General features: G+C 70.6%; 23 protein-coding genes. 17 read left to right on the forward strand and 6 right to left on the reverse strand.

Going from position 1 to position 19595, the window contains the following annotated elements:
* Positions 1-76: 76 nt before the first annotated feature.
* The 3 genes from H284_RS0100395 to H284_RS0100405 are packed head-to-tail and all read left to right on the forward strand — an operon-like array spanning position 77 to position 1722.
* Entirely contained in the window at positions 77-487 is a 411-nt protein-coding gene (locus H284_RS0100395) for a hypothetical protein (protein WP_020074745.1), read from the forward strand.
* Positions 481-699, forward strand: coding sequence for a helix-turn-helix transcriptional regulator (locus H284_RS0100400; protein ID WP_018191015.1), 219 nt, complete (start codon positions 481-483; stop codon positions 697-699). The genes H284_RS0100395 and H284_RS0100400 overlap by 7 nt, the downstream gene beginning before the upstream one ends.
* Positions 700-726: 27 nt before the next feature.
* Positions 727-1722 (forward strand): NAD(P)-dependent alcohol dehydrogenase, encoded by a 996-nt coding sequence (locus H284_RS0100405; protein ID WP_020074746.1) that lies wholly within the window; start codon positions 727-729, stop codon positions 1720-1722.
* A gap of 12 nt (positions 1723-1734) precedes the next feature.
* Here H284_RS0100405 and H284_RS0100410 read toward each other — a convergent pair whose 3' ends face one another.
* On the reverse strand, positions 1735-2706 hold the full coding sequence (locus H284_RS0100410; RefSeq protein ID WP_231371028.1) for an AraC family transcriptional regulator: 972 nt from the start codon (positions 2704-2706) through the stop codon (positions 1735-1737).
* Positions 2707-2730: 24 nt separating this feature from the next.
* Between H284_RS0100410 and H284_RS0100415 the strand changes: the two genes are divergently transcribed.
* The 10 genes from H284_RS0100415 to H284_RS0100460 all read left to right on the forward strand — a co-directional run bounded on the left by H284_RS0100415 (position 2731) and on the right by H284_RS0100460 (position 11125).
* Entirely contained in the window at positions 2731-3315 is a 585-nt protein-coding gene (locus tag H284_RS0100415; RefSeq protein WP_196802814.1) for a TetR/AcrR family transcriptional regulator, read from the forward strand.
* A gap of 124 nt (positions 3316-3439) precedes the next feature.
* Positions 3440-4363 carry a helix-turn-helix domain-containing protein gene (locus H284_RS0100420; protein WP_020074749.1) on the forward strand — a complete coding sequence of 308 codons (924 nt, stop codon included), beginning with the start codon at positions 3440-3442 and terminating at the stop codon, positions 4361-4363.
* A 75-nt stretch (positions 4364-4438) separates the two neighbouring features.
* Positions 4439-5152: an alpha/beta hydrolase gene (locus tag H284_RS0100425; protein ID WP_020074750.1), complete on the forward strand. Its 714-nt coding sequence runs from the start codon at positions 4439-4441 to the stop codon at positions 5150-5152.
* An 18-nt stretch (positions 5153-5170) separates the two neighbouring features.
* Positions 5171-6136 (forward strand): alpha/beta hydrolase, encoded by a 966-nt coding sequence (locus H284_RS0100430; protein WP_020074751.1) that lies wholly within the window; start codon positions 5171-5173, stop codon positions 6134-6136.
* On the forward strand, positions 6133-6627 hold the full coding sequence (locus tag H284_RS0100435; RefSeq protein WP_020074752.1) for a MaoC family dehydratase: 495 nt from the start codon (positions 6133-6135) through the stop codon (positions 6625-6627). The genes H284_RS0100430 and H284_RS0100435 overlap by 4 nt, the downstream gene beginning before the upstream one ends.
* Positions 6624-7580, forward strand: coding sequence for a DUF5996 family protein (locus H284_RS19825; RefSeq protein ID WP_231371029.1), 957 nt, complete (start codon positions 6624-6626; stop codon positions 7578-7580). Before H284_RS0100435 ends, H284_RS19825 begins: the two co-directional genes overlap by 4 nt.
* Positions 7577-9175 carry an MFS transporter gene (locus tag H284_RS0100445; RefSeq protein ID WP_020074754.1) on the forward strand — a complete coding sequence of 533 codons (1599 nt, stop codon included), beginning with the start codon at positions 7577-7579 and terminating at the stop codon, positions 9173-9175. Before H284_RS19825 ends, H284_RS0100445 begins: the two co-directional genes overlap by 4 nt.
* 161 nt (positions 9176-9336) lie before the next feature.
* A complete protein-coding gene (locus tag H284_RS0100450; RefSeq protein WP_020074755.1) occupies positions 9337-10146 on the forward strand; it encodes an NmrA family NAD(P)-binding protein in 810 nt (269 codons plus the stop codon).
* A 29-nt stretch (positions 10147-10175) separates the two neighbouring features.
* Entirely contained in the window at positions 10176-10583 is a 408-nt protein-coding gene (locus H284_RS0100455; RefSeq protein ID WP_020074756.1) for an arsenate reductase ArsC, read from the forward strand.
* 266 nt (positions 10584-10849) lie between these two features.
* Positions 10850-11125, forward strand: a complete 276-nt coding sequence (locus tag H284_RS0100460) for a hypothetical protein (RefSeq protein ID WP_020074757.1) — start codon at positions 10850-10852, stop codon at positions 11123-11125.
* Positions 11126-11149: 24 nt separating this feature from the next.
* Here the strand turns inward: H284_RS0100460 and H284_RS0100465 are convergent, their stop codons facing one another.
* Entirely contained in the window at positions 11150-11761 is a 612-nt protein-coding gene (locus tag H284_RS0100465) for a TetR/AcrR family transcriptional regulator (RefSeq protein WP_020074758.1), read from the reverse strand.
* Between the two features lie 78 nt (positions 11762-11839).
* Here H284_RS0100465 and H284_RS0100470 point away from each other — a divergent pair, with 78 nt between their 5' ends.
* Positions 11840-12283 carry an ester cyclase gene (locus H284_RS0100470; protein ID WP_020074759.1) on the forward strand — a complete coding sequence of 148 codons (444 nt, stop codon included), beginning with the start codon at positions 11840-11842 and terminating at the stop codon, positions 12281-12283.
* A 27-nt stretch (positions 12284-12310) separates the two neighbouring features.
* Here H284_RS0100470 and H284_RS0100475 read toward each other — a convergent pair whose 3' ends face one another.
* Complete coding sequence (locus H284_RS0100475) at positions 12311-12778, reverse strand: SRPBCC family protein (protein WP_020074760.1); 468 nt, start codon at positions 12776-12778, stop codon at positions 12311-12313.
* Between the two features lie 76 nt (positions 12779-12854).
* Here H284_RS0100475 and H284_RS0100480 point away from each other — a divergent pair, with 76 nt between their 5' ends.
* Complete coding sequence (locus H284_RS0100480; protein WP_020074761.1) at positions 12855-13661, forward strand: SRPBCC domain-containing protein; 807 nt, start codon at positions 12855-12857, stop codon at positions 13659-13661.
* 1 nt (position 13662) lies between these two features.
* Here the strand turns inward: H284_RS0100480 and H284_RS0100485 are convergent, their stop codons facing one another.
* The 3 genes from H284_RS0100485 to H284_RS0100495 are packed head-to-tail and all read right to left on the reverse strand — an operon-like array spanning position 13663 to position 16761.
* A complete protein-coding gene (locus H284_RS0100485; RefSeq protein ID WP_020074762.1) occupies positions 13663-14496 on the reverse strand; it encodes a carbohydrate ABC transporter permease in 834 nt (277 codons plus the stop codon).
* Positions 14489-15430 carry a carbohydrate ABC transporter permease gene (locus H284_RS0100490; RefSeq protein WP_020074763.1) on the reverse strand — a complete coding sequence of 314 codons (942 nt, stop codon included), beginning with the start codon at positions 15428-15430 and terminating at the stop codon, positions 14489-14491. Before H284_RS0100490 ends, H284_RS0100485 begins: the two co-directional genes overlap by 8 nt.
* Positions 15427-16761: an ABC transporter substrate-binding protein gene (locus H284_RS0100495; protein ID WP_020074764.1), complete on the reverse strand. Its 1335-nt coding sequence runs from the start codon at positions 16759-16761 to the stop codon at positions 15427-15429. Before H284_RS0100495 ends, H284_RS0100490 begins: the two co-directional genes overlap by 4 nt.
* 198 nt (positions 16762-16959) lie before the next feature.
* On the opposite strand from H284_RS0100495, the gene H284_RS0100500 reads away from it, so the two are divergent.
* Entirely contained in the window at positions 16960-18381 is a 1422-nt protein-coding gene (locus H284_RS0100500) for an LLM class flavin-dependent oxidoreductase (protein WP_020074765.1), read from the forward strand.
* Positions 18378-19586: an acyl-CoA dehydrogenase family protein gene (locus tag H284_RS0100505; RefSeq protein WP_020074766.1), complete on the forward strand. Its 1209-nt coding sequence runs from the start codon at positions 18378-18380 to the stop codon at positions 19584-19586. Before H284_RS0100500 ends, H284_RS0100505 begins: the two co-directional genes overlap by 4 nt.
* The last annotated feature ends 9 nt before the right edge of the window (positions 19587-19595 follow it).

Consider the following 19595-nt stretch of genomic DNA (forward strand, 5'->3'; position numbering starts at 1 on the left):
TAACATCGTGTCTGTTCACGCTTACACTCGCTATGTACAGAAACTTTGACATGCCCGAGTGAGGTGGAGGCGGCGGATGTCGTTCGACGAGAAGAACTCGTGGGTCTACCTGGTGACCGCGGTCGCCGGGTATGCGACCTATCTGATCCTGCTGGCCGCCCTGGGCACCGACGTGTACGCCGCGCTCCTGCTGTGGACGGTCGGCGGGGCGATCGTGGCCAACATCCTGGCGCGGATCGTGCTGGCGGTCGGCAACCGCCGGGATGCGGGAAAGCGCGACCAGCGCGATCGCGAGGTGTTCGCGTTCGGAGAGCGCGTGGGGGGCGCGTTCGTCGTCATCGGCGCCGTCGCGGCGCTGATCCTCTCGCTCGTCGAGGCGCCGTGGTTCTGGATCGCCAACGCCGTCTACCTGGCGTTCGTGCTCTCGGCCATCGTCGGCGCCGCCGCCCGGCTGACCGCCTATCGTCGGGGGATGCCGGAATGGTGAAGCCCACGCGCGTGACCAACTCGCTTCGTGCGCTGCGCTTCGCCGCCGGCGAGATGACGCAGGCCGAGCTCGCGGATCGGGTCGGTGTCACACGGCAGACGATCATCGCGATCGAGCAGGGGCGCTACTCCCCCTCCCTCGAGATGGCCTTCCAGCTGGCACGGGTGTTCGGGGTCCCCCTCGACGACGTCTTCCAGTACCCGGAGAACTGAGAAACAGTACTGAGACAGGAGACCGCGATGGACACGAACGAGGGCCGCACGATGCGGGCCGTCACCCAGGACGCCTACGGACCGCCGAGCGCGCTGCGCGTCGAGCGCATCCCGGTGCCGGTGCCCGGCGAGAACCAGGTGCTGGTGCGCGTGCGGGCGGCCGGGGTGGATGCAGGCACCTGGCATCTCACGACCGGCCGGCCGTACCTGATGCGGGCGATCGGATTCGGCTGGCGCGGCCCGAAGGCACGCGTGCGCGGTCTCGGGTTCGCCGGAGTGGTCGAGGAGATCGGCGCCGGCTCGCAGACCGCCTGGCGGGTCGGGGACGCCGTGTTCGGGTCGGCGGACGGCGCCCTGGCGGAGTTCGTCGTCGCGCCAGCGGACGACCTCGTGGCCGTGCCGCCCGGCGTCGGTTTCGAGGAGGCCGCGGCCGTGCCGATCTCGGCGGTGACGGCCCTCCAGGCGGTCACCGCGAGCGGCGCAGGCGCAGGCGACCGCGTGCTCGTCATCGGCGCGGCCGGCGGCGTCGGCCACATCGCGGTCCAGCTCGCAGCGGCCCGCGGAGCCCAGGTGACCGGGGTCTGCACCGGGCGGAAAGCGGAGCTCGTCCGCTCGCTCGGCGCGCAGGAGGTCGTCGACTACACGACGACCGACATCCTGACGCTCGGCCGGGTCTACGACGCCATCATCGACACCGCCGGCAACCGTCCGCTCACCGCGCTGCGCAGCATCCTGAGCCCCACCGGCTCGGTCGTGCTCGTCGGCGGCGAATCCGGTGGCCCGCTGCTCGGCGGCATCCAGCGGACGGCGGCGGCCGGGATGCTCGACCGCTTCAGCCGGCAGCGGCTGGTCGGCCTGATGGCGCGCGAGCGACCGGAGGACCTGCGCGAGCTGGCCCGGCTGCTCGGAGACGGATTCTTCCGGCCCGTCATCGACGCGGTGTATCCACTGGAGGAGACAGGCGGCGCGGTGGCGCATATCGGCGAGGGACGCGCGCGGGGCAAGGTCGTCGTCGCCCCGTGACCCGCAGGGTGGTCAGCCGCGCTCGTCCGCGGCGGCCCAGCCGGCCCTGAGCCGTCTCCACCGGGCGGGCGTCCATCCTGTCGCGGTCTTCCAGGCGCGGATGAACGCGGTGACGTCCGCGTAGCCGACGGCGTACGCGACCTCGGAGATCGGCAGCCGGGTCGTGAGCAGAAGGCGTTCGGCGGCCCCGAGCCGTACCCGGCGCAGGGTTGATGCCAGAGAGTCATCGGCGTCCTCGAACGCGGCGAAGAGCGTCCGGAGCGATACGTGAAGACGCGCAGCGACGGCCGCAGCGGTCAGTCCGGGGTCGGCGTACTCGCGGTGGAGGAGGTCTGTCGCCTCCCGCACCAGCTGGGCCGCCGGAGCGTTCCTCTCGCGTGCGGCGCCCAGCTCCTCGTCGACCATCAGCCGCGCCGCCCGCACGATTCCCGAGGACAGCGACACCGGATCGTCGGCCGGCCGGACACCGCGGCCGACGGAACCGCGCAGCAGCCCCTCGAGCTCCCGGCGACCGGTGGACGCGACGTCCACCGACCGCGCACCGAGCGAGGCCGGGAGCACCCCGCGTGCGGAGAGCAGAACGGTCGGGACCTGAACGATCGTCGTCCGGAACTCGTCCGGATAGACGAAGGAGAAGGGCCGGCTCGCGTCGTACATCGCCAGCTCCCCCGCGCCGAAACGCCTCTGCGTTCCGTCCTGTTCGAGGATGAGGCTGCCGCTGTGCACCAACTGCAGCTGGGTGCTCTCCATCGCCCGAGCGGGCACTTCGTCCAGGCGCGCCTCGACGCTCTGCGCGACGGACGCGATCTGCGACAACCCGACGTGACCGAACGAGTGCCGGTGCATGCGTCGATAGACCGCGCTCTCCGCGTGCGTCGTCGCGCGCATCTGCACGAGGACGCACGTCGGGTCGGTCGGCAGTCGCATCATCCCTCCGGGGTCGTCGTAGCCAGGATCGCACGCCGGCCGCGCTTCCGCCTCCACGACCCCGATTGCTAGGCTCGACCAATGGCTCGCCGTCGAGAGTTTGACGAGGATGCGTTTCTCGCGCGCAGCACTGCCGTGTTCTGGCAGAAGGGGTACACCGCGACCGCGATGTCCGACCTGGCCGAGGCGGCCGGTGTCGGCAACGGCAGCATCTACGCCGCGTACGGCTCGAAGCCCGAGCTGTTCCTTCTGCTGTTCGAGCGCTACTGCGAGAGCCGGGTGGACATCGTGCGGCATGCGATGGCCGACGGCGCCACCGCGGAGGAGGCCGTGGGGCTCTTCTTCCGCGCTGTGGTCGCGGATTGCGCCGCGCATCAGCCCAGCTGGGGGTGCCTGATGCTGAACAGCCTCGCTGAACTCGGCCGCGACTGGCCCGAGGTGGCGGCGGTCTGCGCTCGCGCCATCGCCGCCATGGAGCAGCTCGTCGACGAGCGACTCGCTCGCGACGGCATCCCGGAGGACGGCCGTGCGACACTCGCGGCCGAGATCGTGCTCGTCTCGCAGGGACTCATTCAGTTCAGCCGTGTCGAGGACGACCCGGAACGGCTGGCGAGCATCGCGGATTCGTCGCTCGCCCACCTGGCGCCGGCTCTGCAGGCTGCCTGAGCCGTCGCCGCTATAGCGGGCGTAAATCGGCTCATCGTGCAGACCTGGCGAAGCTTCGCGCGCATCTGAGACAATCTGGAGTGGTGAATCCAGTACGGCGCCTCCACGACAGGACCCTCCGCACATGAGCGACTCCAACGCCGCCCTCGGCGCCTACCTCCGCGCCCGCCGCGACGCCCTGCTTCCGGAGGACGTCGGCCTCCGCTCCGAACCGCGCCGTCGCGTGCGTGGCCTCCGCCGCCAGGAGGTGGCCGGGATGGCCGGCATCAGCCCCGAGTACTACCTGCGGCTGGAGCAGGGACGCGACCACCAGCCGTCGCCGCAGGTCCTGCTGGCGCTGGGCCGTGCGCTGCAGCTCGACGCCGACGCGACGGTGTACCTGTTCCGGCTCGCCGGGCAGACGGTCCCCGCCCGGCACACCGCGGACTGCCCGCCGGCCCTCAGCGGGACTCCGGCAGACGTGCTGGACAATGTGAACGTCCTCCTCGACCAGTGGACGATGGCGCCCGCGTACGTGGTCGACCGCAACCAGGACGTGCTGGCCGTGAACCACCTGGGCCGCGCGTTCATCCCGCTGTCCCTGCCGCCCGGCGCGAACATGGTCGAGGCGATCGTCGACGCAGCCCTGGCGGCGGGCGACGACCGACGGCCCTACTGGCAGCGGGCGGTGCGCGGGGCCGTCGCCAGCCTCCGCTACCACGCCGAACCCGACGACCCGCGGCTGCAGCTGCTCGTCGCCGCACTGTCCTCGCGCTCCAAGGACTTCCGCGACGTCTGGGCGAGCCACGAAGCGCGCCCGCAGCGGCGCGGCGTCGCGCTCGTGCACATCGAGCCGTTCGACTACATCCCGTTCCGCTGGCAGACGTTCGAGGTTCCGGGAGGCGGCCAGCACCTGACGACGTTCTTCGGTGATCCCGGCTCGCCGGCGGCCGCGGCGATCGAGTACCTCCAGGCGAGGCTGCGGGTCGATCGCGCCCTCGACTCCGCCGACGTCGCCGTTCCGACGCCGGACGAGCTGATCGAGGACGAGCCGGGCCTCGGACGGTGACCCCGAGAGGGCCACGACACGGCTTCCGTGCCCCTCTTAGCGTGGCGATCGAACCCCAACGAAAGGATCGGCGTCATGGCCACACCCACCATCGTCCTCATCCACGGAGCCTTCGCCGACGCGGCGAGCTTCGCTCCTGTCACCCGCATCCTGCTCGACCAGGGCTACACGGTGCGCGTTCCCGCGGTCCCGAACCGCAGCCTCCTCGGCGACTCGGCGTACATCCGCTCGGTCGTCGAGCAGATCGACGGCCCGGTGCTCCTGGCGGGCCACTCCTACGGAGGTGCGGTGATCACCGTCGCCGGTGCGGCGGACAACGTCGTCGGTCTCGTCTACATCTCGGGATACGCACTCGACGAGGGCGAGAGCCTCGGGCAGCTGCAGGGCGGCTTCCCCGACTCCGATCTCGCCGCCAACCTGGTCTACACGCCGTTCCCCATCGAGGGCTCCGAGCCCGGGACCGACGTGTCCGTGAAGGTGGATGCGTTCCCGGACGTGTTCGCCGCCGGTATCGACCGCGAGGTCAGCGAGGTGCTCGCCGCGTCGCAGCGTCCGCTCGCCGCGCTGGCGTTCAGCGAGACCGCCCCGGTCGCGGCGTGGAAGACGAAGCCGGGATGGGGCATCGTCTCGTCGGCCGACCACACCATCAACCCGGATGTCGAGCGCTTCGGCTACAAGCGGGCCGGGCTGCGCTCGGTGATCGAGATCGACGCGCCGCACCTGGTGATGCGCTCCCACCCCGCCGAGGTGGCGAAGGTCATCGCCGACGCCGCCGCCGAGCTGGCCTGAGCGAGGGGAGCGACCAGCATGGCGACAGCCAACCCGCACGGCTACGCACTCGAGGCCGCCGCGCAGGCGTTCTGCGAGGCCACCGCGAACCCGCCCTTCCTCTACCAGCTCCCGCCGGAGGAGGGCAGGAAGGCGGTCGACCAGGTCCAGGACTCCGAGATCGCGAAGCCGGCCGTCGATGAGAGGTGGATCACCGTCGACGGCGGTCCGACCGGCTCCGTTCCTGTCCGGATCGTCCGGCCGCAAGGCGCATCCGGTCCCCTTCCGGTCGTGCTGTACACGCACGGCGCCGGCTGGGTGTTCGGCGATGCGCATACCCACGACCGCCTGGTTCGCGACCTCGCGGTCGGCACCGGGGCGGCGGTCGTGTTCCCCGAGTACACACGCTCCCCCGACGTCCGCTACCCGATCGCGAACGAGCAGTCGTACACCGTGGCGAAGTGGGTCGTCGAGCACGGTGCCGACGAAGAGCTCGACGGCACCCGCATGGCGATCGCCGGCGACTCCGTCGGCGGCAACATGGCCATCGCCCTCACGCTGATGGCGAAGGAGCGCGGCGACCTCGCGTTCCGCGGCCAGGTGCTGTTCTATCCGGTGACGGATGCGGCGTTCGACGACGGCTCGTACCAGGAGTTCGCGGACGGCTACTGGCTCACCCGGGATGCGATGCGCTGGTACTGGGACCAGTACACGACGAGCGCCGACGAGCGCGCGAGCATCACCGTCTCACCGCTGCGGGCGACCGAGGAGCAGCTCGCCGGGCTTCCGCCCGCTCTCGTCATCAACGCGGAGTGCGACGTGCTCCGCGACGAAGGCGAGGCGTACGCGGCCAAGCTCCGCCGGGCCGGTGTGACGGTCACGGGTGTGCGGTACGAGGGCATCATCCACGACTTCGTGATGGTCAACAGCATGCACGACACTCCGCAGGCGCGTGCGGCCGTCGCGCAGGCGGTCGCCTTCCTGAGCGACTGGCTCGCGGCGTGAGCGGCGGGACGTTCGATCCGCTCGACTTCGCCATCGTCGAGCCGCGCACCTTCGAACAGCTGACCGTGGGCGAGGTGTTCCGGGCGCCGAGCCGCACGGTCACCGACGCGCACGCGTCGGCGTTCCAGGCCGTGTCGGCCGACAACCACCCGGTTCACTACGACGAGGTGTGGGCGAAGGCGCACGGCCACAGCGCTCCCGTCGTGCACGGCCTGCAGGTGCTCGCCTTCACCGCTCCGGGGGCGACCCTGTTCCCGCATATCATCGGAGAGGTATTCATCGCGTTCACCGGGCTCTCGGCGCGCTTCCTCCAGGAGGTCCACGCCGGCGACACCCTCTACTCGCAACTGGAGATCACCGCCTTGACACCGGATGGCCCCAACGGAATCGTCACCGCAGCGGTGACCGTGCACAATCAGCGGTCGGAGGTCGTCCTCTCCGGCGAGCACACCTACCTGTTGCGGCGGGCTCCGCAGCCGGCGGAGGGATGATGGCGCCGGTCGCCGAGCCACGGGTGCAGCTCCCCGTCGACAGCTGGGTCGCCACGCGCGACACGCTCCACATGTGGACGCAGGTCGTCGGGAAGATCCGGATGGCGCTGACGCCGCCCATCAACCACTGGTGGCACGTCACGCTGTATCCGAGCGCCCGCGGGCTCGGCACCGGCCCCATCCCCCTCCCGTCGCGGATCCTCGACATCGAGTTCGACTTCGTCGACCACGAGCTCGTGCTGCGCACCAGCGACGGCGGGCTGCGCCGCTTCCCGCTGGCCGGGCACTCGGTCGCCACGTTCTACGCCGCAACGCTGGAGGCGCTCGCCGACCTCGGCGTGACCGTCGACATCCACGCGGTCCCCAACGAGGTGGCGGTGGCCATCCCGTTCGCCGAGGACACCGAGCACTGCACGTACGAGCCGGAGCAGGCGCGGGCGTTCTGGCGGCAGCTGATCGACGCCCAGCGGATGCTGCTCGAATTCCGCTCGGGCTTCACGGGCAAGGTGAGCCCCGTGCACTACTTCTGGGGTGCGATGGATCTGGCGGTCACCCGGTTCTCGGGACGGACCGCACCGCCGCATCCCGGGGGCGCGCCGAACTGCCCGGACAGCGTCATGCTGGAGGGCTACTCCCGTGAGCTGAGCAGCGCCGGCTTCTGGCCCGGCGGAGGAGCGGAGGGCGCCTTCTACTCATACGCGTACCCCGCGCCGGACGGGTTCGAGCGGACGCCGATGCCCGAGGGGGCGTACTACAGCGACGAGCTGGGCGAGTTCCTGCTGCCGTACGAGAACGTCCGGCGTGCGGAGGACCCGGAGGGGCTGGTCCGTGACTTCCTCGAGGCGACGTACCGGGGCGCCGCAGAACTCGGGCGGTGGCCGGTGCTCGGTGGCAAGGGAGAGCACGGCGAGGTAGCGCACGGCGACGCGGCGCATCCCGTGACCGCGCGATGACCGCGCCGGCGAGCAGGACGGCGCCGAACGCATCCCTCTCCCCCTGGGCGCCCCTGGCGATCTCGGTGTTCCGCGTGCTGTGGTTCGCGCAGCTCGGCAGCAACATCGGGACGTGGATGCAGACCGTCGGCGCCCAGTGGTTCCTGGTCGAATCGCACGCGGACAGCGTGGTGATCGCGCTGGTGCAGACGGCGAGCCTGCTCCCGGCGGTGGTGTTCTCGCTCCCGGCGGGCGTGCTCGCCGACTCGTTCGACCGCCGCAAACTGCTGATCTGGGGGTCGGCGGCCAGTGCTGTCCTCGCCGTGGGGCTGACCGTGGTCGCCGCGGCCGGTGCCCTCACCGCTCCGACACTGCTCGGGTTCACGCTGCTGCTCGGCGTCGCGTCCACGCTGACGTCGCCGGCCTGGCAGGCGATCCAGCCGGAGCTCGTCCCGCGTGAGCAGGTGGTCGCGGCCGCCGCGCTCGGTGGCGTGACCGTCAACGGCGCCCGGGCGATCGGGCCGGCGCTTGCAGGCGTCGTGCTGTCGCTCTTCGGGACGCCCGTGGTCTTCGGGATCAACGCCGTCAGCTTCCTCGGAGCCGTCGTCGCGCTGCTGTGGTGGCGTCGCCCGCCGCAGCCCGGCCTCGACGACCGCGAGCGGTTCGGCCCGGCTCTGCGCGCAGGCGTCCGGTACACGCTGTCGGCCCACCTCGTGCGGCGCATCCTCCTCCGGTCCGTGCTGTTCGCCTTCCCGGCCAGCGCGCTCTGGGCACTGCTGCCGCTCACGGCGACCCGCCTCGGGCTCGACTCGAGCGGATACGGCCTGCTGCTCGGCGCGCTGGGCGTCGGTGCCGTCGCGGGTGTGTTCCTACTGCCCGTCGCCCGGAAGCGGTTCAGCGACAACGTCGTGATCTCCGCGAGTGCCTTCCTCTTCGCGTTGGGCACGGTCGCCGCCGCGTTCGCGCCGTTCGTCGTCGCGCTCGTCGTGCTCGTCGTGGCCGGGCTCGCCTGGATCGGCACCCTGACCGTCCTCAACGCCGCCCTGCAGCTGACGCTCCCGCAGTGGGTGCGGTCGCGTGCGGTCGCCGTCTACATCCTGTTCTTCATGGGCGCGATGGCCATCGGGTCGTTCCTCTTCGGCGTGCTGGCCCAGGCGGCCGGTACGACGACCGCGCTCGTGATCTCGGCCGTCCTTCTGGTCGTCGTGGCGGTCAGCGTGCGTCCGCTCCCGCTGCTCCCCGGCACGGCGACCATCGACCGGACCATCGCGAACTCGTGGCCCGAGCCGATGCTCGTCTTCGAACCCGACCCGACAGACGGACCAGTGCTGATCGAGATGTCGTACCGCGTGAGCGACGCCGACCGCGCCGCGTTCGAGCGGGCCATCCGGCTGGTGGCCGACTCCCGCAGACGCACCGGCGGCTACCGCTGGCGGCTGTACCGCAGTGGCGACCACCCGGACACGATGCTGGAGACGTTCCTCGTCCCCTCCTGGGGCGAGTTCACCCGGCAACGGACGCAGCGCTTCACCGGACGCGACCGGGAGCTCTGGGAGGCGGCGCGCGCGTTGAGCAGCACCGAGCCGGTGGAACGGCACTACTTCCACGCTCCGTGATGCGGTAGCCTCGGCGGCGGATGATTTCTCACACCGTGATCCCCGCAGGCGCCTGACGGCAGCCTTCCCTCGCGTGCGCGCGACGACGGTCTCGTGACGGCCGGGAGTCCTCGACTCCCCCGCCCCGGAACCCTTTCTCGTCGACTCTTCAGGAGCACGCAATGACCCATATCCTCATCACCGGCGCGTCCGGTCGTCTCGGCGGCGCGGCCGTCCGATCCCTGCTCACCCTCCACCCCGCCGAGGAGGTGCATGCGCTCGTCCGGTCCGACGAGGCGGCCGACCGGCTGCGGCGGATCGGAGTGGATGCGCGACGCGCCGACTACGCCGATCCCGCGGGCCTCGCCACGGCCTTCCGCGGGATCGACCGCCTGCTGTTCGTCTCGAGTCCCGTGCTCGATCCGGACGAGCGACTCCGGCAGCACCGCGCGGTGCTCGCCGCTGCGGCCTCGCTCGAGCACGTCGTCTACACCAGCGTCCACGGCGGCGACCATGACCCTGCGCATGCGGCGACGGAGGCGGCCCTGCGCGACCGCGGCGCGGCGACCGTCCTGCGCAACGGGTTCTACACGGAGCCGTTCGTGACGGCCGCGGTCGAACAGGCGGCGAGCGGATGGATAGGGTCGGCCACCGCATCCCGTCCGCTGGCCACCGCATCCATCGCCGACCTCGCAGAAGCCGCCGCCCGCGTGGTCGCCGATCCGCCCGGCGAGGAGCTGTGGGAGCTGCGTGGGCCGGCGTGGACCTACGAGGAGCTCGCCCGCATCCTGAGCGGTCTGCTTGGCCGGCCCGTCGCACACCGGGATGTGTCCGTGGCCGATGCGGGTCCGTTCGGGCCATTGCACGCCGCGGCAGCCGCGGGGGTGCTCGCGCACGAGACGGACGATCTCCGTCGGCTGCTCGGACGCGAGCCGCGCAGGGTCGGGACGGTCGCCGCGAGCGTGGTCGAAGACATCGACGGTCATCTATGATTCGGGTACCGAGAGAATGCGAGGCCGCCGTGTCCGACCGCCCCACCGTCCTGTTCGTCTGCGTGCACAATGCCGGACGCTCCCAGATGGCCGCCGGATACCTCCGCGAACTGTCCGGGGGTCGCGTCGAGGTGCTGTCCGCCGGCTCCGAGCCCGCCGACCGGCTCAATCCCGCGGCCGTCTCCGTGATGGCCGAGGAGGGCATCGACATCGCCGGGAACACCCCGCAGATCCTCACGACGGACGCCGTGCGCGAGTCCGATGTGGTGATCACCATGGGATGCGGTGACACCTGCCCGATCTTCCCGGGTAAACGCTACGAGGACTGGGACCTCACCGACCCCGCCGGTCTCCCGGTGGAGCACGTGCGCCCGGTGCGCGACGACATCAAGCGGCGCGTCGAGGCCCTCATCGCGGAGTTGCTGCCGGCCGGCTGACCCGGGCCGTGCCGTTCGCGGCGCGGTCGGAAACGGAGGGGATGCCGGGCACGCTCGCCCACATCCCCTCCGTTTCCGGCGTTTCGCGGGGTCAGGCTGCCGAATCGCCTCCGTTTCCCGCACTCGAACCTTCGCTCGCGGCGCGGTCGGAAAGGGAGGGGATGCTGCGGCGACACCCCGCCGCCGTGCCGGAACGGAGGATGTCCGCCCATCCGGGCCGCGGGATGTCTTCCGTTTTCAGCGCGTGGGCGGAGGCTAGGCTCGGCGTGCCGGTCACCGACGAGAGGGATGAGGGGACGATGACGCAGTACCGCGCGGTGTTCGACGCCGAGGTGACGTTCTCGAACGAGGGCGGATTGCAGGCGCAGGGGTTCCGCGTCGACGTTCCCGGACCCGAGGTGACGCCCGAAGAGATCGGGCGGTTGTTCGTCACGTCGCTCGACCTGCTGATGACCGAGAGCGTCACCGTGCACGACGTCCGGATCATCGAGGAGGCTCACAAGGGCACGCGAGGCGGTCCGAGCGACCCGCGCAACCACTGACCGCGCGGGCAACCCGCAGCCCGGCTACCGCATCCCGAGCAGCTGACCCTCCAGCGTGGCCGCCAGCCACTGCTCGAAGTGCTCCGGCGTCCATCCGGCGTTGATGACGAGCTCGAGGTAGACGCCGCTCGCGGCGAACGCCCGGTACACCGCCTGGGCCTCGGCCAGAGGGACGACCAGCGCGTCCTCCACCGAGGTGATCAGGCTGTCCATCACGCGGTTGCGCGCGCGGAGCTTCGAGCGCAGCAGGGCCTGAGTCTCCGCATCCTCGTCCAGAGCGGAATCGAGGATGCGCACGACGTCGAAATCGGTCGAGTACAGCACCGTCAACCAGCGGGCCGCTCCCGCCATCCGCTCCCCCGGCTCCGGCAGTTCGAGGATCTCGCGGGCGAGTTCGCGGGCGCGCGCCCGCTCCAGCCAGCGCTCGCAGATCACGTTGAGGATCTCGCGCTTGGCCCCGTAGGCGGCGTAGACGGTCCGGGTGCCGACGCCGGCCTCCCGTGCTATCGCCGCGATGCTGGTTACCGCATACCCGTCGCGTGCGAACAGTGCCTGAGCGGCGGTCGCGATTCGGAGGCGCGTCTGCAGCGCCTGCTCCTGCCGGTAGGAGGATGCGGTCTTGACGTCGGCGTTCACGAGATCGATACTAATGGTGCAGTCAATGCAGTGTCACTGCACTGACCGCAGTTAAGGTGCAGACGAAGGAGTCCTCCCATGATCACCACAGACGCAGAACCGGCCGCGGTCGTCCTTCTGGAGCGGATGCTCCACGAGGGATTCGCCGGCGGCCGCACCGACATCGTCGACGAGCTCTGCTCCCCCGACCTCGTCGAACACCAGCTCGGGCTCTCCGGGACCGGCGCCGACGCCATCGCCAAGGTCAAGAAGGGAATGACCGACGTGCACACCGCCTTCCCGGACCTCCGATTCACCATCGGGGACTGGGCCCAACGTGACGACATCGTCTGGGTGCGCGCCGAAGGTGCGGGAACCAACACGGGGCCCTTCCTCGGAGCGCCGACCGGGCGGCCGGTGCACTTCACCGTCATCGATGTGGCGCGGGTCGCCGAGGGGCGGATCGTCGAGCACTGGGGTGTGCCCGACCGCTTCGCGATCCTGCTCCAGCTCGGCCGTATCGAGGTTCCTCAGCCGCAGTGAACGGCGCCACGGCCTTCGCCTGGCGACCTACTCCCCTGTGTCAACCAGGCGTGCAAGGTTGTCCAGCTCGTTCGCCCGGCCGGCCAGGAGCCGCTCGGTCCACACCTCGTCGTGCAGCGGCTCGACCCTCATGATCACACGCGTCCCACCGTCGACCGGCCCGAGCTCGATCTCGGTCAGCTGCTCGTAGGGCTCGTGGCCGGGCACGAAGTCGATCAGGGAGCGGTACCCGAGCCGTGTCGGCCGCTCGACCGTCGTAAAGGTCTTGCGAGATTCCGTACTCAGCGGCATCCCGTTCTGGTCCATGAACGCCACCTGCTCGGGCGCCGTCGCCGTCATCGTGTAGACGAGCTCACCTCCGGGCCGCAGGTCGAGTGCGGACACGTCGGTGCGGAACCCGTCCGGCGCCCACCATTGCCCGATGCCCGCCGGGGTCGTCCAGAGTTCCCAGACGGTCTCGGCAGGGGCTGCGATGATCCGTTCGATCGTTTCCATAATTTGCTCCCTTGTTTGACCGCACGATATATTCGTTGCAACGAATGTGTCAAGCAATGATCGATCGGAGGGACGGATGGCGGTCGAAAGCGACCGGGTGCACGCGATCCTCGCGGTACTCGCAGAACCGACGCGGTTCCGGATCATCGAGACGCTGGCCATCCGCCCGCACACGGTCGGCGAGGTCGCCGCCGTCCTCGGGGCCTTGCAGCCTCAGACGACCAAGCACCTCCAGGCACTCGAGGCTGCCGGCGTGGTGCGTATCCACCGGCTGGGCCGGCGCAAACTCGCCTCCCTGAACCGAGCGGTCCTCGACGAGGTCGCCGACTGGCTCGGCGGTCTGTCGACGGCGACTCCGGACGACGTCGCCCTCGCGCGATACGCAGACGCGGTAGCGGCAACCGAGGCGCGGATCTCCGACGAGCCGGGCGGTCACGCGACCGTCCTGCGCTTCCGTCGCACCATCCCCGCTCCTCCGGCACAGGTGTGGGAGGCCTGGACCGACCCCCGCCTCCTCGCGCAGTGGTGGGCTCCCCCGCATTTCGAAGTGGAGCGCAGCCAGTTGGATGCGACTCCCGCCGGTCGCGTCGAGCTCCGCCTGCGTGAGGCGGACGGCGCGCGTTACGCCTCGGCCGGCACGGTCAGCGCCGCAGAGCCGGGCCGCCGCCTGGAGTTCACGCTCGCGCCCCTCGGGCCCGACGGCGAGCCGCTGTTCGACGCCGTGCACGAGCTGACCCTGTCGGGCCGGACGCGTTGCCGCTTGGAGCTCACGATCCGGGTCGCAGACGCGGATGCTGGAACCGCACCCATGATCGCCGGCCTCGAACCGGGGTGGACGCAGCTGCTGGACGCCCTGGCGGAGGTCGTCGCACGCCCGGCGTGACTCAGCGCGTCGACCCCGCCGTCAGCCCCGACACCAGTCGGCGCTGGAAGAACGCGGCCGCGGCGAACACGGGGATGAGCCCGATCACCGATGCCGCCGCGAGCTTGCCGTAGTCGGTGATCCGCTCCCCCAGCATCAGCGTCAGCACGACCGGGAGGGTCTGCGCGTCCGGCGACTGCGTGAGGAAGGCGGCGAGCAGGAACTCGTTGTAGTTGAGCACCGCGACGATGATGCCGACCGCGACGAGCGCCGGGGCGAGCAGCGGAGTGACGATACTGACCAGCACGCGGAAGCCTCCCGCGCCGTCCAGCTGGGCGGCCTCGTCCAGCTCGGCGGGGATGCGGCGGGTGAAGCCTTCGAGCAGCCAGACGGCGACCGCGACGTTCGAGAGGGCGTAGACCAGGGTCAGTCCGGGCAGCGTGTTGTTGAGCGACAGGGAACGCAGCAGCGTGAACAGCGGGATGACCGCGACGATCGGCGGCAGCAGCCACGGGCTCAGCACGGTCGCCGCCAGTGTGCGCCCTCCCGCACGGTACCGGGTGATCGCCCAGGCCGCAGGCACGGCGATGACGAGCGTCAGCGCCGCACCGGCCAGGGCAGCGACGAGGGAGTTGAACACGCCCTGCAGCAGGCCGCCGGAGAGGGCGTTCACCCAGTTCTGCGGCTGCGGGTGTGCGGGGATGAGGAGGCCGGCGCCGACGTCGGCGCGCGACATCAGCGACACCGACACGAGGTACGCGATCGGGACCAGCGTGCCGGCGAGCACCAGCGCGAGCACGACGACCGCGGCGATGGGCCGACGGTCGCGGGATCCGGCGAGCAGGCGGTCAGTCACGGTGGAGCCTCCTGGCGATGAGGATGACGGGCAGTGTCACGACGGTCACCACGACGGCGAGCAGCAGCGTGATGGCCGACGACCGGCCGAGGTCGAACTGCTGCAGTGCTGCCTGGTAGATCAGGTACGCGGGCATACTCGTGGAGGTGCCGGGCCCTCCCGAGGTCAGCACGAAGACGAGGTCGAACACCTTGAAGGCGAGCACCAGCCGGATGAGGAAGGCCGCCGCAATCGTGCCCGCGATGGTGGGCAGCGTGATGCTGCGGAAGAAGCGGAACCCGTGCGCACCGTCGAGCGCCGCGGCCTCGGCAACCTCGCGGTCCTGCCCGAGGAGCGCTGCGAAGACGAGGAGCGCGATCAGCGGCGTCCACTCCCACACGTCGGCGACGCCGATCCCGACGAGCGCCCAGCCCGGCGACGACAGCACGGCGACGGGCGCGCCGTGGTACCCGACCAGGCTCAGCAGCGTGTTGAGCAGCCCGCCCGACGGGTTGAAGATCAGCTTCCAGAGCACTCCGACGATCACCGGCGGAGTGATCAGGGGCAGCAGCAGGAGGGTGCGGCTGAGCGAGCCGCGAGAGGTCGCGCTGCGCAGCGCCAGCGCGGTGACGACGCCGAGCACGGTGCTCGCCGCCGACACCACCAGGGCGTAGACCACGTTGCGCGCGAGCGAGGCGGTCACATCCCCGTCGGTGAGGGCGTCGGTGAGGTTGGCCGTGCCGACCCAGCTCTGCAGCGGCCGGCCGAGCGACGACTCCGACAGCGCGGTCAGCACGATGAAGACGAGCGGGTACGCGCCGAGCACGAGCGTCGCGAGCACGGTCGGCGCGACCATGGCACGGCGCACGCCGGCGCCGCCCGCCCGGGCTCGCCGCGCGGGTGTGCGCGCGGCGGCCCGGGGGGCGGCGTCGGTGACGAGGGTGGCCTCCGTCACTTGAGGATGCTCTCCCACTTCTTCTGGATGTCGTCCATCGTCTGCTTGGCGCTCCCGCCCTGGCCGGCGAGCAGCTTGGCGAGGCCGTCCGTCAGCACCTGGGCGAGCTCCGTCGCGTGCTTTCCGGTGGGCCAGGCGAGCGATCCGGTCAGGGTGGCCTTGTTGACGTTCTGGATGGTCGGGAAGTCCTTGCCGTAGGTCGCGTCGTTCAGCGAGCTCTTCCGGTTCGGGTCGATCCCGGTGGGCGGCGACGCGACGAGCAGCTGGGCGTTGACCTTCGACGAGGTCGCGAACTGGATGAACGCCTTGGCCAGGTCCGTCTTCTTGGTGTTGGCGGTGATCACCCAGGTGAAGCCGGCGACCAGCGATGCGCGGGAGGTCGTGTTGGATCCACCGGTCGGCAGGGTCACGACGCCCCACTTGCCCGCGACCTTCGAGTCGCTGGATGCGTCCTCCGAGCGGACGCCGAGGTCGGTCCAGTTCTCGATGAACCCGACCTTGCCGGCGAACCAGGCGCTGTTCCCCGCGCCGAAGTCCGTCTCGGCCGGCGTGGGCAGCGCGTACTTGTTCACATCCACCAGCGCCTGCGCCGCCTGCACGGCCGCCTCGGAGTCGAGCGCGGGCTTGCCCTTCTCGTCGAGGAACTCGCCGCCGAAGCCGGCGAGGCGGTTGGCGTAACTGGCGCCGAGGATGAGCGGCGACTTCTGGCCGAAGACCGCGGCGCCGTACACGCCCTGCGCCGACTCGTTCGCGGTGATGGTCTTCACGTCCTGCAGGTACTCGTCCCAGGTCTTCGGCGGCGCCTGGATGCCGTTCCTCGCAAGGATCTCCTTGTTGTAGAACAGCACGTGCGTGTCGCCGTCGAACGGCAGGCCGTAGCGTTTGTCGCCGACCTTGCTGTACGCGTCGTAGATCGACGGGATGAAGTCGGACGTGTCGAGCGCTTTGTCGTCCTTGATCCAGGAGGACAGGTCCTGGATGGCGCCGTCGGCGGCGAGATCGCCGAGCGAGACGTACCAGGGCGCCGCCGCATCGATCGTGTTCGCACCGGACTGCTGGTCGAGCGCGATCTTGGAGCCGATCTCGTCATAGGGAACGATGACGGTCTTGACGGTGGCGCCGGTCTCCTTCTTGAACTCGGCGGCGAGCCACTTGGCGGCGCCTTCGTGCGACGAGATCATCTCCACGGTCAACGTCTGACCGGCGAACTTCTTGCCGTCGGAGGCGGTGGATGCGCTGGAGCCGTTCGAGGCGCCGGCGCAGCCCGCGAGCACGAGTGCGGTGGCGGCGAGGGCGGCGACCGCAGCAGCGGAACGTCGTCGGGATGTCATGGGTGCTCCTCGGGAAGGGATCGGAGGTGGGTGCCGGGCGCTGAAGGCCGGACGCACGGAAAGCCGGATGGTGAGTGCCGTCACGGTAGGGACTCCCCCGGCTCTGCCGCAAGCGAGTGTGACGCTGTGCTACGCCGACGCAATCTGGCGTCACATGCGCTGGCCCGCGGGCGCGGGAGCCGCTAGCGTTCCGCACCTATGGCCGACCGAATCATCCTCAACGCGTTCGATATGAGCTGCGTCACCCACCAGGCACCCGGACTCTGGCGTCATCCCGACAACCAGGCGCACCGCTACACCGACCTCGACTACTGGACCTCTCTGGCCCGGACGCTCGAGCGCGGCGGGTTCGACGCCCTCTTCCTCGCCGACGTGCTCGGGGTGTACGACGTCTACCGCGACTCCGCCGCCCCGGCGCTGCTCGATGCTGCGCAGGTCCCGCTGGGCGACCCGGTCGTGCAGATCAGCGCGATGGCCGCGGTGACCGAGCGTCTCGGCTTCGGCGTGACCGTCGCGACCACGTACGAGCAGCCCTACCTGCTCGCGCGCCGGTTCTCGACGCTCGACCACCTGACCAAGGGCCGGATCGGCTGGAACGTCGTCACCTCGTACCTCGACTCCGCCGCCCGCAACCTGGGGCTGCGCAAGCAGATCGCCCACGACGACCGGTACGGGATCGCCGAGGAGTTCCTCGACGTCACGTACAAGCTGTGGGAGGGGTCGTGGGAGGACGGCGCGGTCCTGCGCGACCGCGAGACCGGCGTCTTCACCGACCCGGCACTCGTGCACCCGATCGAGCACGACGGCGAGCACTACCGGGTGCCCGGCATCCACCTGAGCGAGCCGAGCCCGCAGCGTACGCCTGTCGTCTTCCAGGCCGGCGCGTCGCCGAAGGGCCGGGAGTTCGCGGCGAAGCACGGCGAGGCCATCTTCATCAACGGCCTCACGCCCGAGCTCACGCGCAAGGCGACGGACGACATCCGTGCCCGTGCCGCCGCGATCGGCCGACCGGCTGAGACGGTCAAGATCCTGACTCTGGCGACGGTGATCGTCGCGCCGACCGACGAGGAGGCGCAGGCCAAGCTCGACGAGTACCGCACTTACGTCTCGACCGAGGGGGCGTTCGCGCTCTACGGCGGCTGGTCCGGGCTCGACCTGTCGCAGCTGCCGCTCGACGAGCCGCTGCAGTACATCGACACCGACGCCGCACGGTCGGCCCTGTCGATCTTCACCACGGCCGACCCGAACCGCCAGTGGACGGCCCGCGACATCGCCGAGTACGTCGGCATCGGCGGGATCGGCCCGGTGATCGTCGGAAGTCCGACCACCGTCGCCGACGAGCTGGAGCGCTGGATCGAGGTGGGCGGCATCGACGGATTCAACCTCGCGTACGTGGTCACCCCGGGGAGCTTCGAGGAGTTCGTCGAGCTGGTGGTGCCCGAACTGCGCGCCCGCGGCCGCCTCGACCAGCAGCCCGGGACGACCCTGCGGGGACGTCTGAACGGCACCGGCGACGCCGTCGTGCCTGCCTGGCACCCCGCGCACGCCTACCGCGGTGCGTACCGCGGACGCCCGAGCGCCGCGGACCGCCGCGAGCCCGTGACCGAAGGAGCAGCATGACCCGCAGCTATTGGACCGGACAGGCCGACGCCGCCGAGCTCGCGCACTGGGAGGCCGTCGCCACCGAGGCCGCCGACCGGCTGGCCGTCGACGCCCTGGAACGTGACCGGGCGAACCAGGATCCGACCGCCGAGCTGGAGCTGCTGCGCGACGCCGGCCTCGTCAACCTGCTCGACCCGGCGGAGTTCGGCGGAGGCGGTGCGCACTGGGAGACGGCCTTCCGGGTGATCCGCATCCTGTCGCGTGCCGACGCCTCGGTCGCGCAGGTGCTCGCCTATCACTACATCAACTCCGGCAACATCGGCTTCGCCGTCGCCCCGGAGCGCCAGCCGGACCTGTACCGCCGAACGATCGACGGCCGCTGGGTCTGGGGCGACTCGGTCAACCCGGTCGATCCGGACCTCACGCTCACCGACCTGGGCGACGGACGCTACCGCCTCGACGGCACCAAGCGGTTCTCGACCGGCGCCTCCGCCGGCGACATCGTGCTGGCGGCCGCGACCGTCGCGGGCGGCGCGCGGGCGGGCACCCCGGTGTTCGTGCTCCTCGACCACGACCGCGCGGGCATCCGCTATCACGGCGACTGGGATGCGCTCGGCCAGCGGCTGTCGGCGAGCGGCTCGGTCACCTTCGACAGCGTCGCCGTGGACGAGTCCGACATCCTGGGCGAACTGAGCGACGAGCCGTTCTCGACGCTGATCACCCCGGGCATCCAGCTCGCCTTCGGCAACCTGTACCTCGGGATCGCGGAGGGCGCGCTCGCCAAAGCGCGCGAGCTCACCCTCGCCCGCACGAACTCGTGGTTCCTCTCCGGCGTCGACCGGTATGCCGAGGACCCCTTCGTGCTGCGCGTCTTCGGCGAGCTGCTGTCGCGGGTCGAGGCCGTCGAGGCCCTCGCCGACGCGGTCGGCCGCGAGTTCGACGCCGTCGTCGACAAGGGCGAGGACGTCACCGCGGAGGACCGCGGCCGGCTCGCCCAGCGGATCGCCCGACTGAAGGTCGTCTCCACCGAGGTGTCGATCGAAGTGACCACGCGCGTGTTCGAAGTCACCGGATCCAGCTCGGCTCGCGCCTCCGTCGGGCTCGACCTGTGGTGGCGGAATGTGCGCACGCACACCCTGCACGACCCGGTCGACTACAAGAAGCTCGAGGTCGGCGCGTACTACGTCAACGGCGACCTGCAGCCCATCTCCCTGTACACCTGATCGGAGCGA

It is taken from the genome of Cryocola sp. 340MFSha3.1 (assembly GCF_000383315.1).
Taxonomy (GTDB): domain Bacteria; phylum Actinomycetota; class Actinomycetes; order Actinomycetales; family Microbacteriaceae; genus Leifsonia.

Bases quoted from the DNA above. Each gene is read 5' to 3' on its own strand.
- H284_RS0100420 (WP_020074749.1), top strand. From the start codon at position 3,440: ATGAGCGACTCCAACGCCGCCCTCGGCGCCTACCTCCGCGCCCGCCGC.
- H284_RS0100505 (WP_020074766.1), top strand. From the start codon at position 18,378: ATGACCCGCAGCTATTGGACCGGACAGGCCGACGCCGCCGAGCTCGCG.
- H284_RS0100405 (WP_020074746.1), top strand. From the start codon at position 727: ATGGACACGAACGAGGGCCGCACGATGCGGGCCGTCACCCAGGACGCC.
- H284_RS19825 (WP_231371029.1), top strand. From the start codon at position 6,624: ATGATGGCGCCGGTCGCCGAGCCACGGGTGCAGCTCCCCGTCGACAGC.
- H284_RS0100415 (WP_196802814.1), top strand. From the start codon at position 2,731: ATGGCTCGCCGTCGAGAGTTTGACGAGGATGCGTTTCTCGCGCGCAGC.
- H284_RS0100450 (WP_020074755.1), top strand. From the start codon at position 9,337: ATGACCCATATCCTCATCACCGGCGCGTCCGGTCGTCTCGGCGGCGCG.
- H284_RS0100430 (WP_020074751.1), top strand. From the start codon at position 5,171: ATGGCGACAGCCAACCCGCACGGCTACGCACTCGAGGCCGCCGCGCAG.
- H284_RS0100470 (WP_020074759.1), top strand. From the start codon at position 11,840: ATGATCACCACAGACGCAGAACCGGCCGCGGTCGTCCTTCTGGAGCGG.
- H284_RS0100425 (WP_020074750.1), top strand. From the start codon at position 4,439: ATGGCCACACCCACCATCGTCCTCATCCACGGAGCCTTCGCCGACGCG.
- H284_RS0100395 (WP_020074745.1), top strand. From the start codon at position 77: ATGTCGTTCGACGAGAAGAACTCGTGGGTCTACCTGGTGACCGCGGTC.
- H284_RS0100475 (WP_020074760.1), bottom strand. From the start codon at position 12,778: ATGGAAACGATCGAACGGATCATCGCAGCCCCTGCCGAGACCGTCTGG.
- H284_RS0100480 (WP_020074761.1), top strand. From the start codon at position 12,855: ATGGCGGTCGAAAGCGACCGGGTGCACGCGATCCTCGCGGTACTCGCA.
- H284_RS0100445 (WP_020074754.1), top strand. From the start codon at position 7,577: ATGACCGCGCCGGCGAGCAGGACGGCGCCGAACGCATCCCTCTCCCCC.
- H284_RS0100400 (WP_018191015.1), top strand. From the start codon at position 481: ATGGTGAAGCCCACGCGCGTGACCAACTCGCTTCGTGCGCTGCGCTTC.
- H284_RS0100500 (WP_020074765.1), top strand. From the start codon at position 16,960: ATGGCCGACCGAATCATCCTCAACGCGTTCGATATGAGCTGCGTCACC.
- H284_RS0100495 (WP_020074764.1), bottom strand. From the start codon at position 16,761: ATGACATCCCGACGACGTTCCGCTGCTGCGGTCGCCGCCCTCGCCGCC.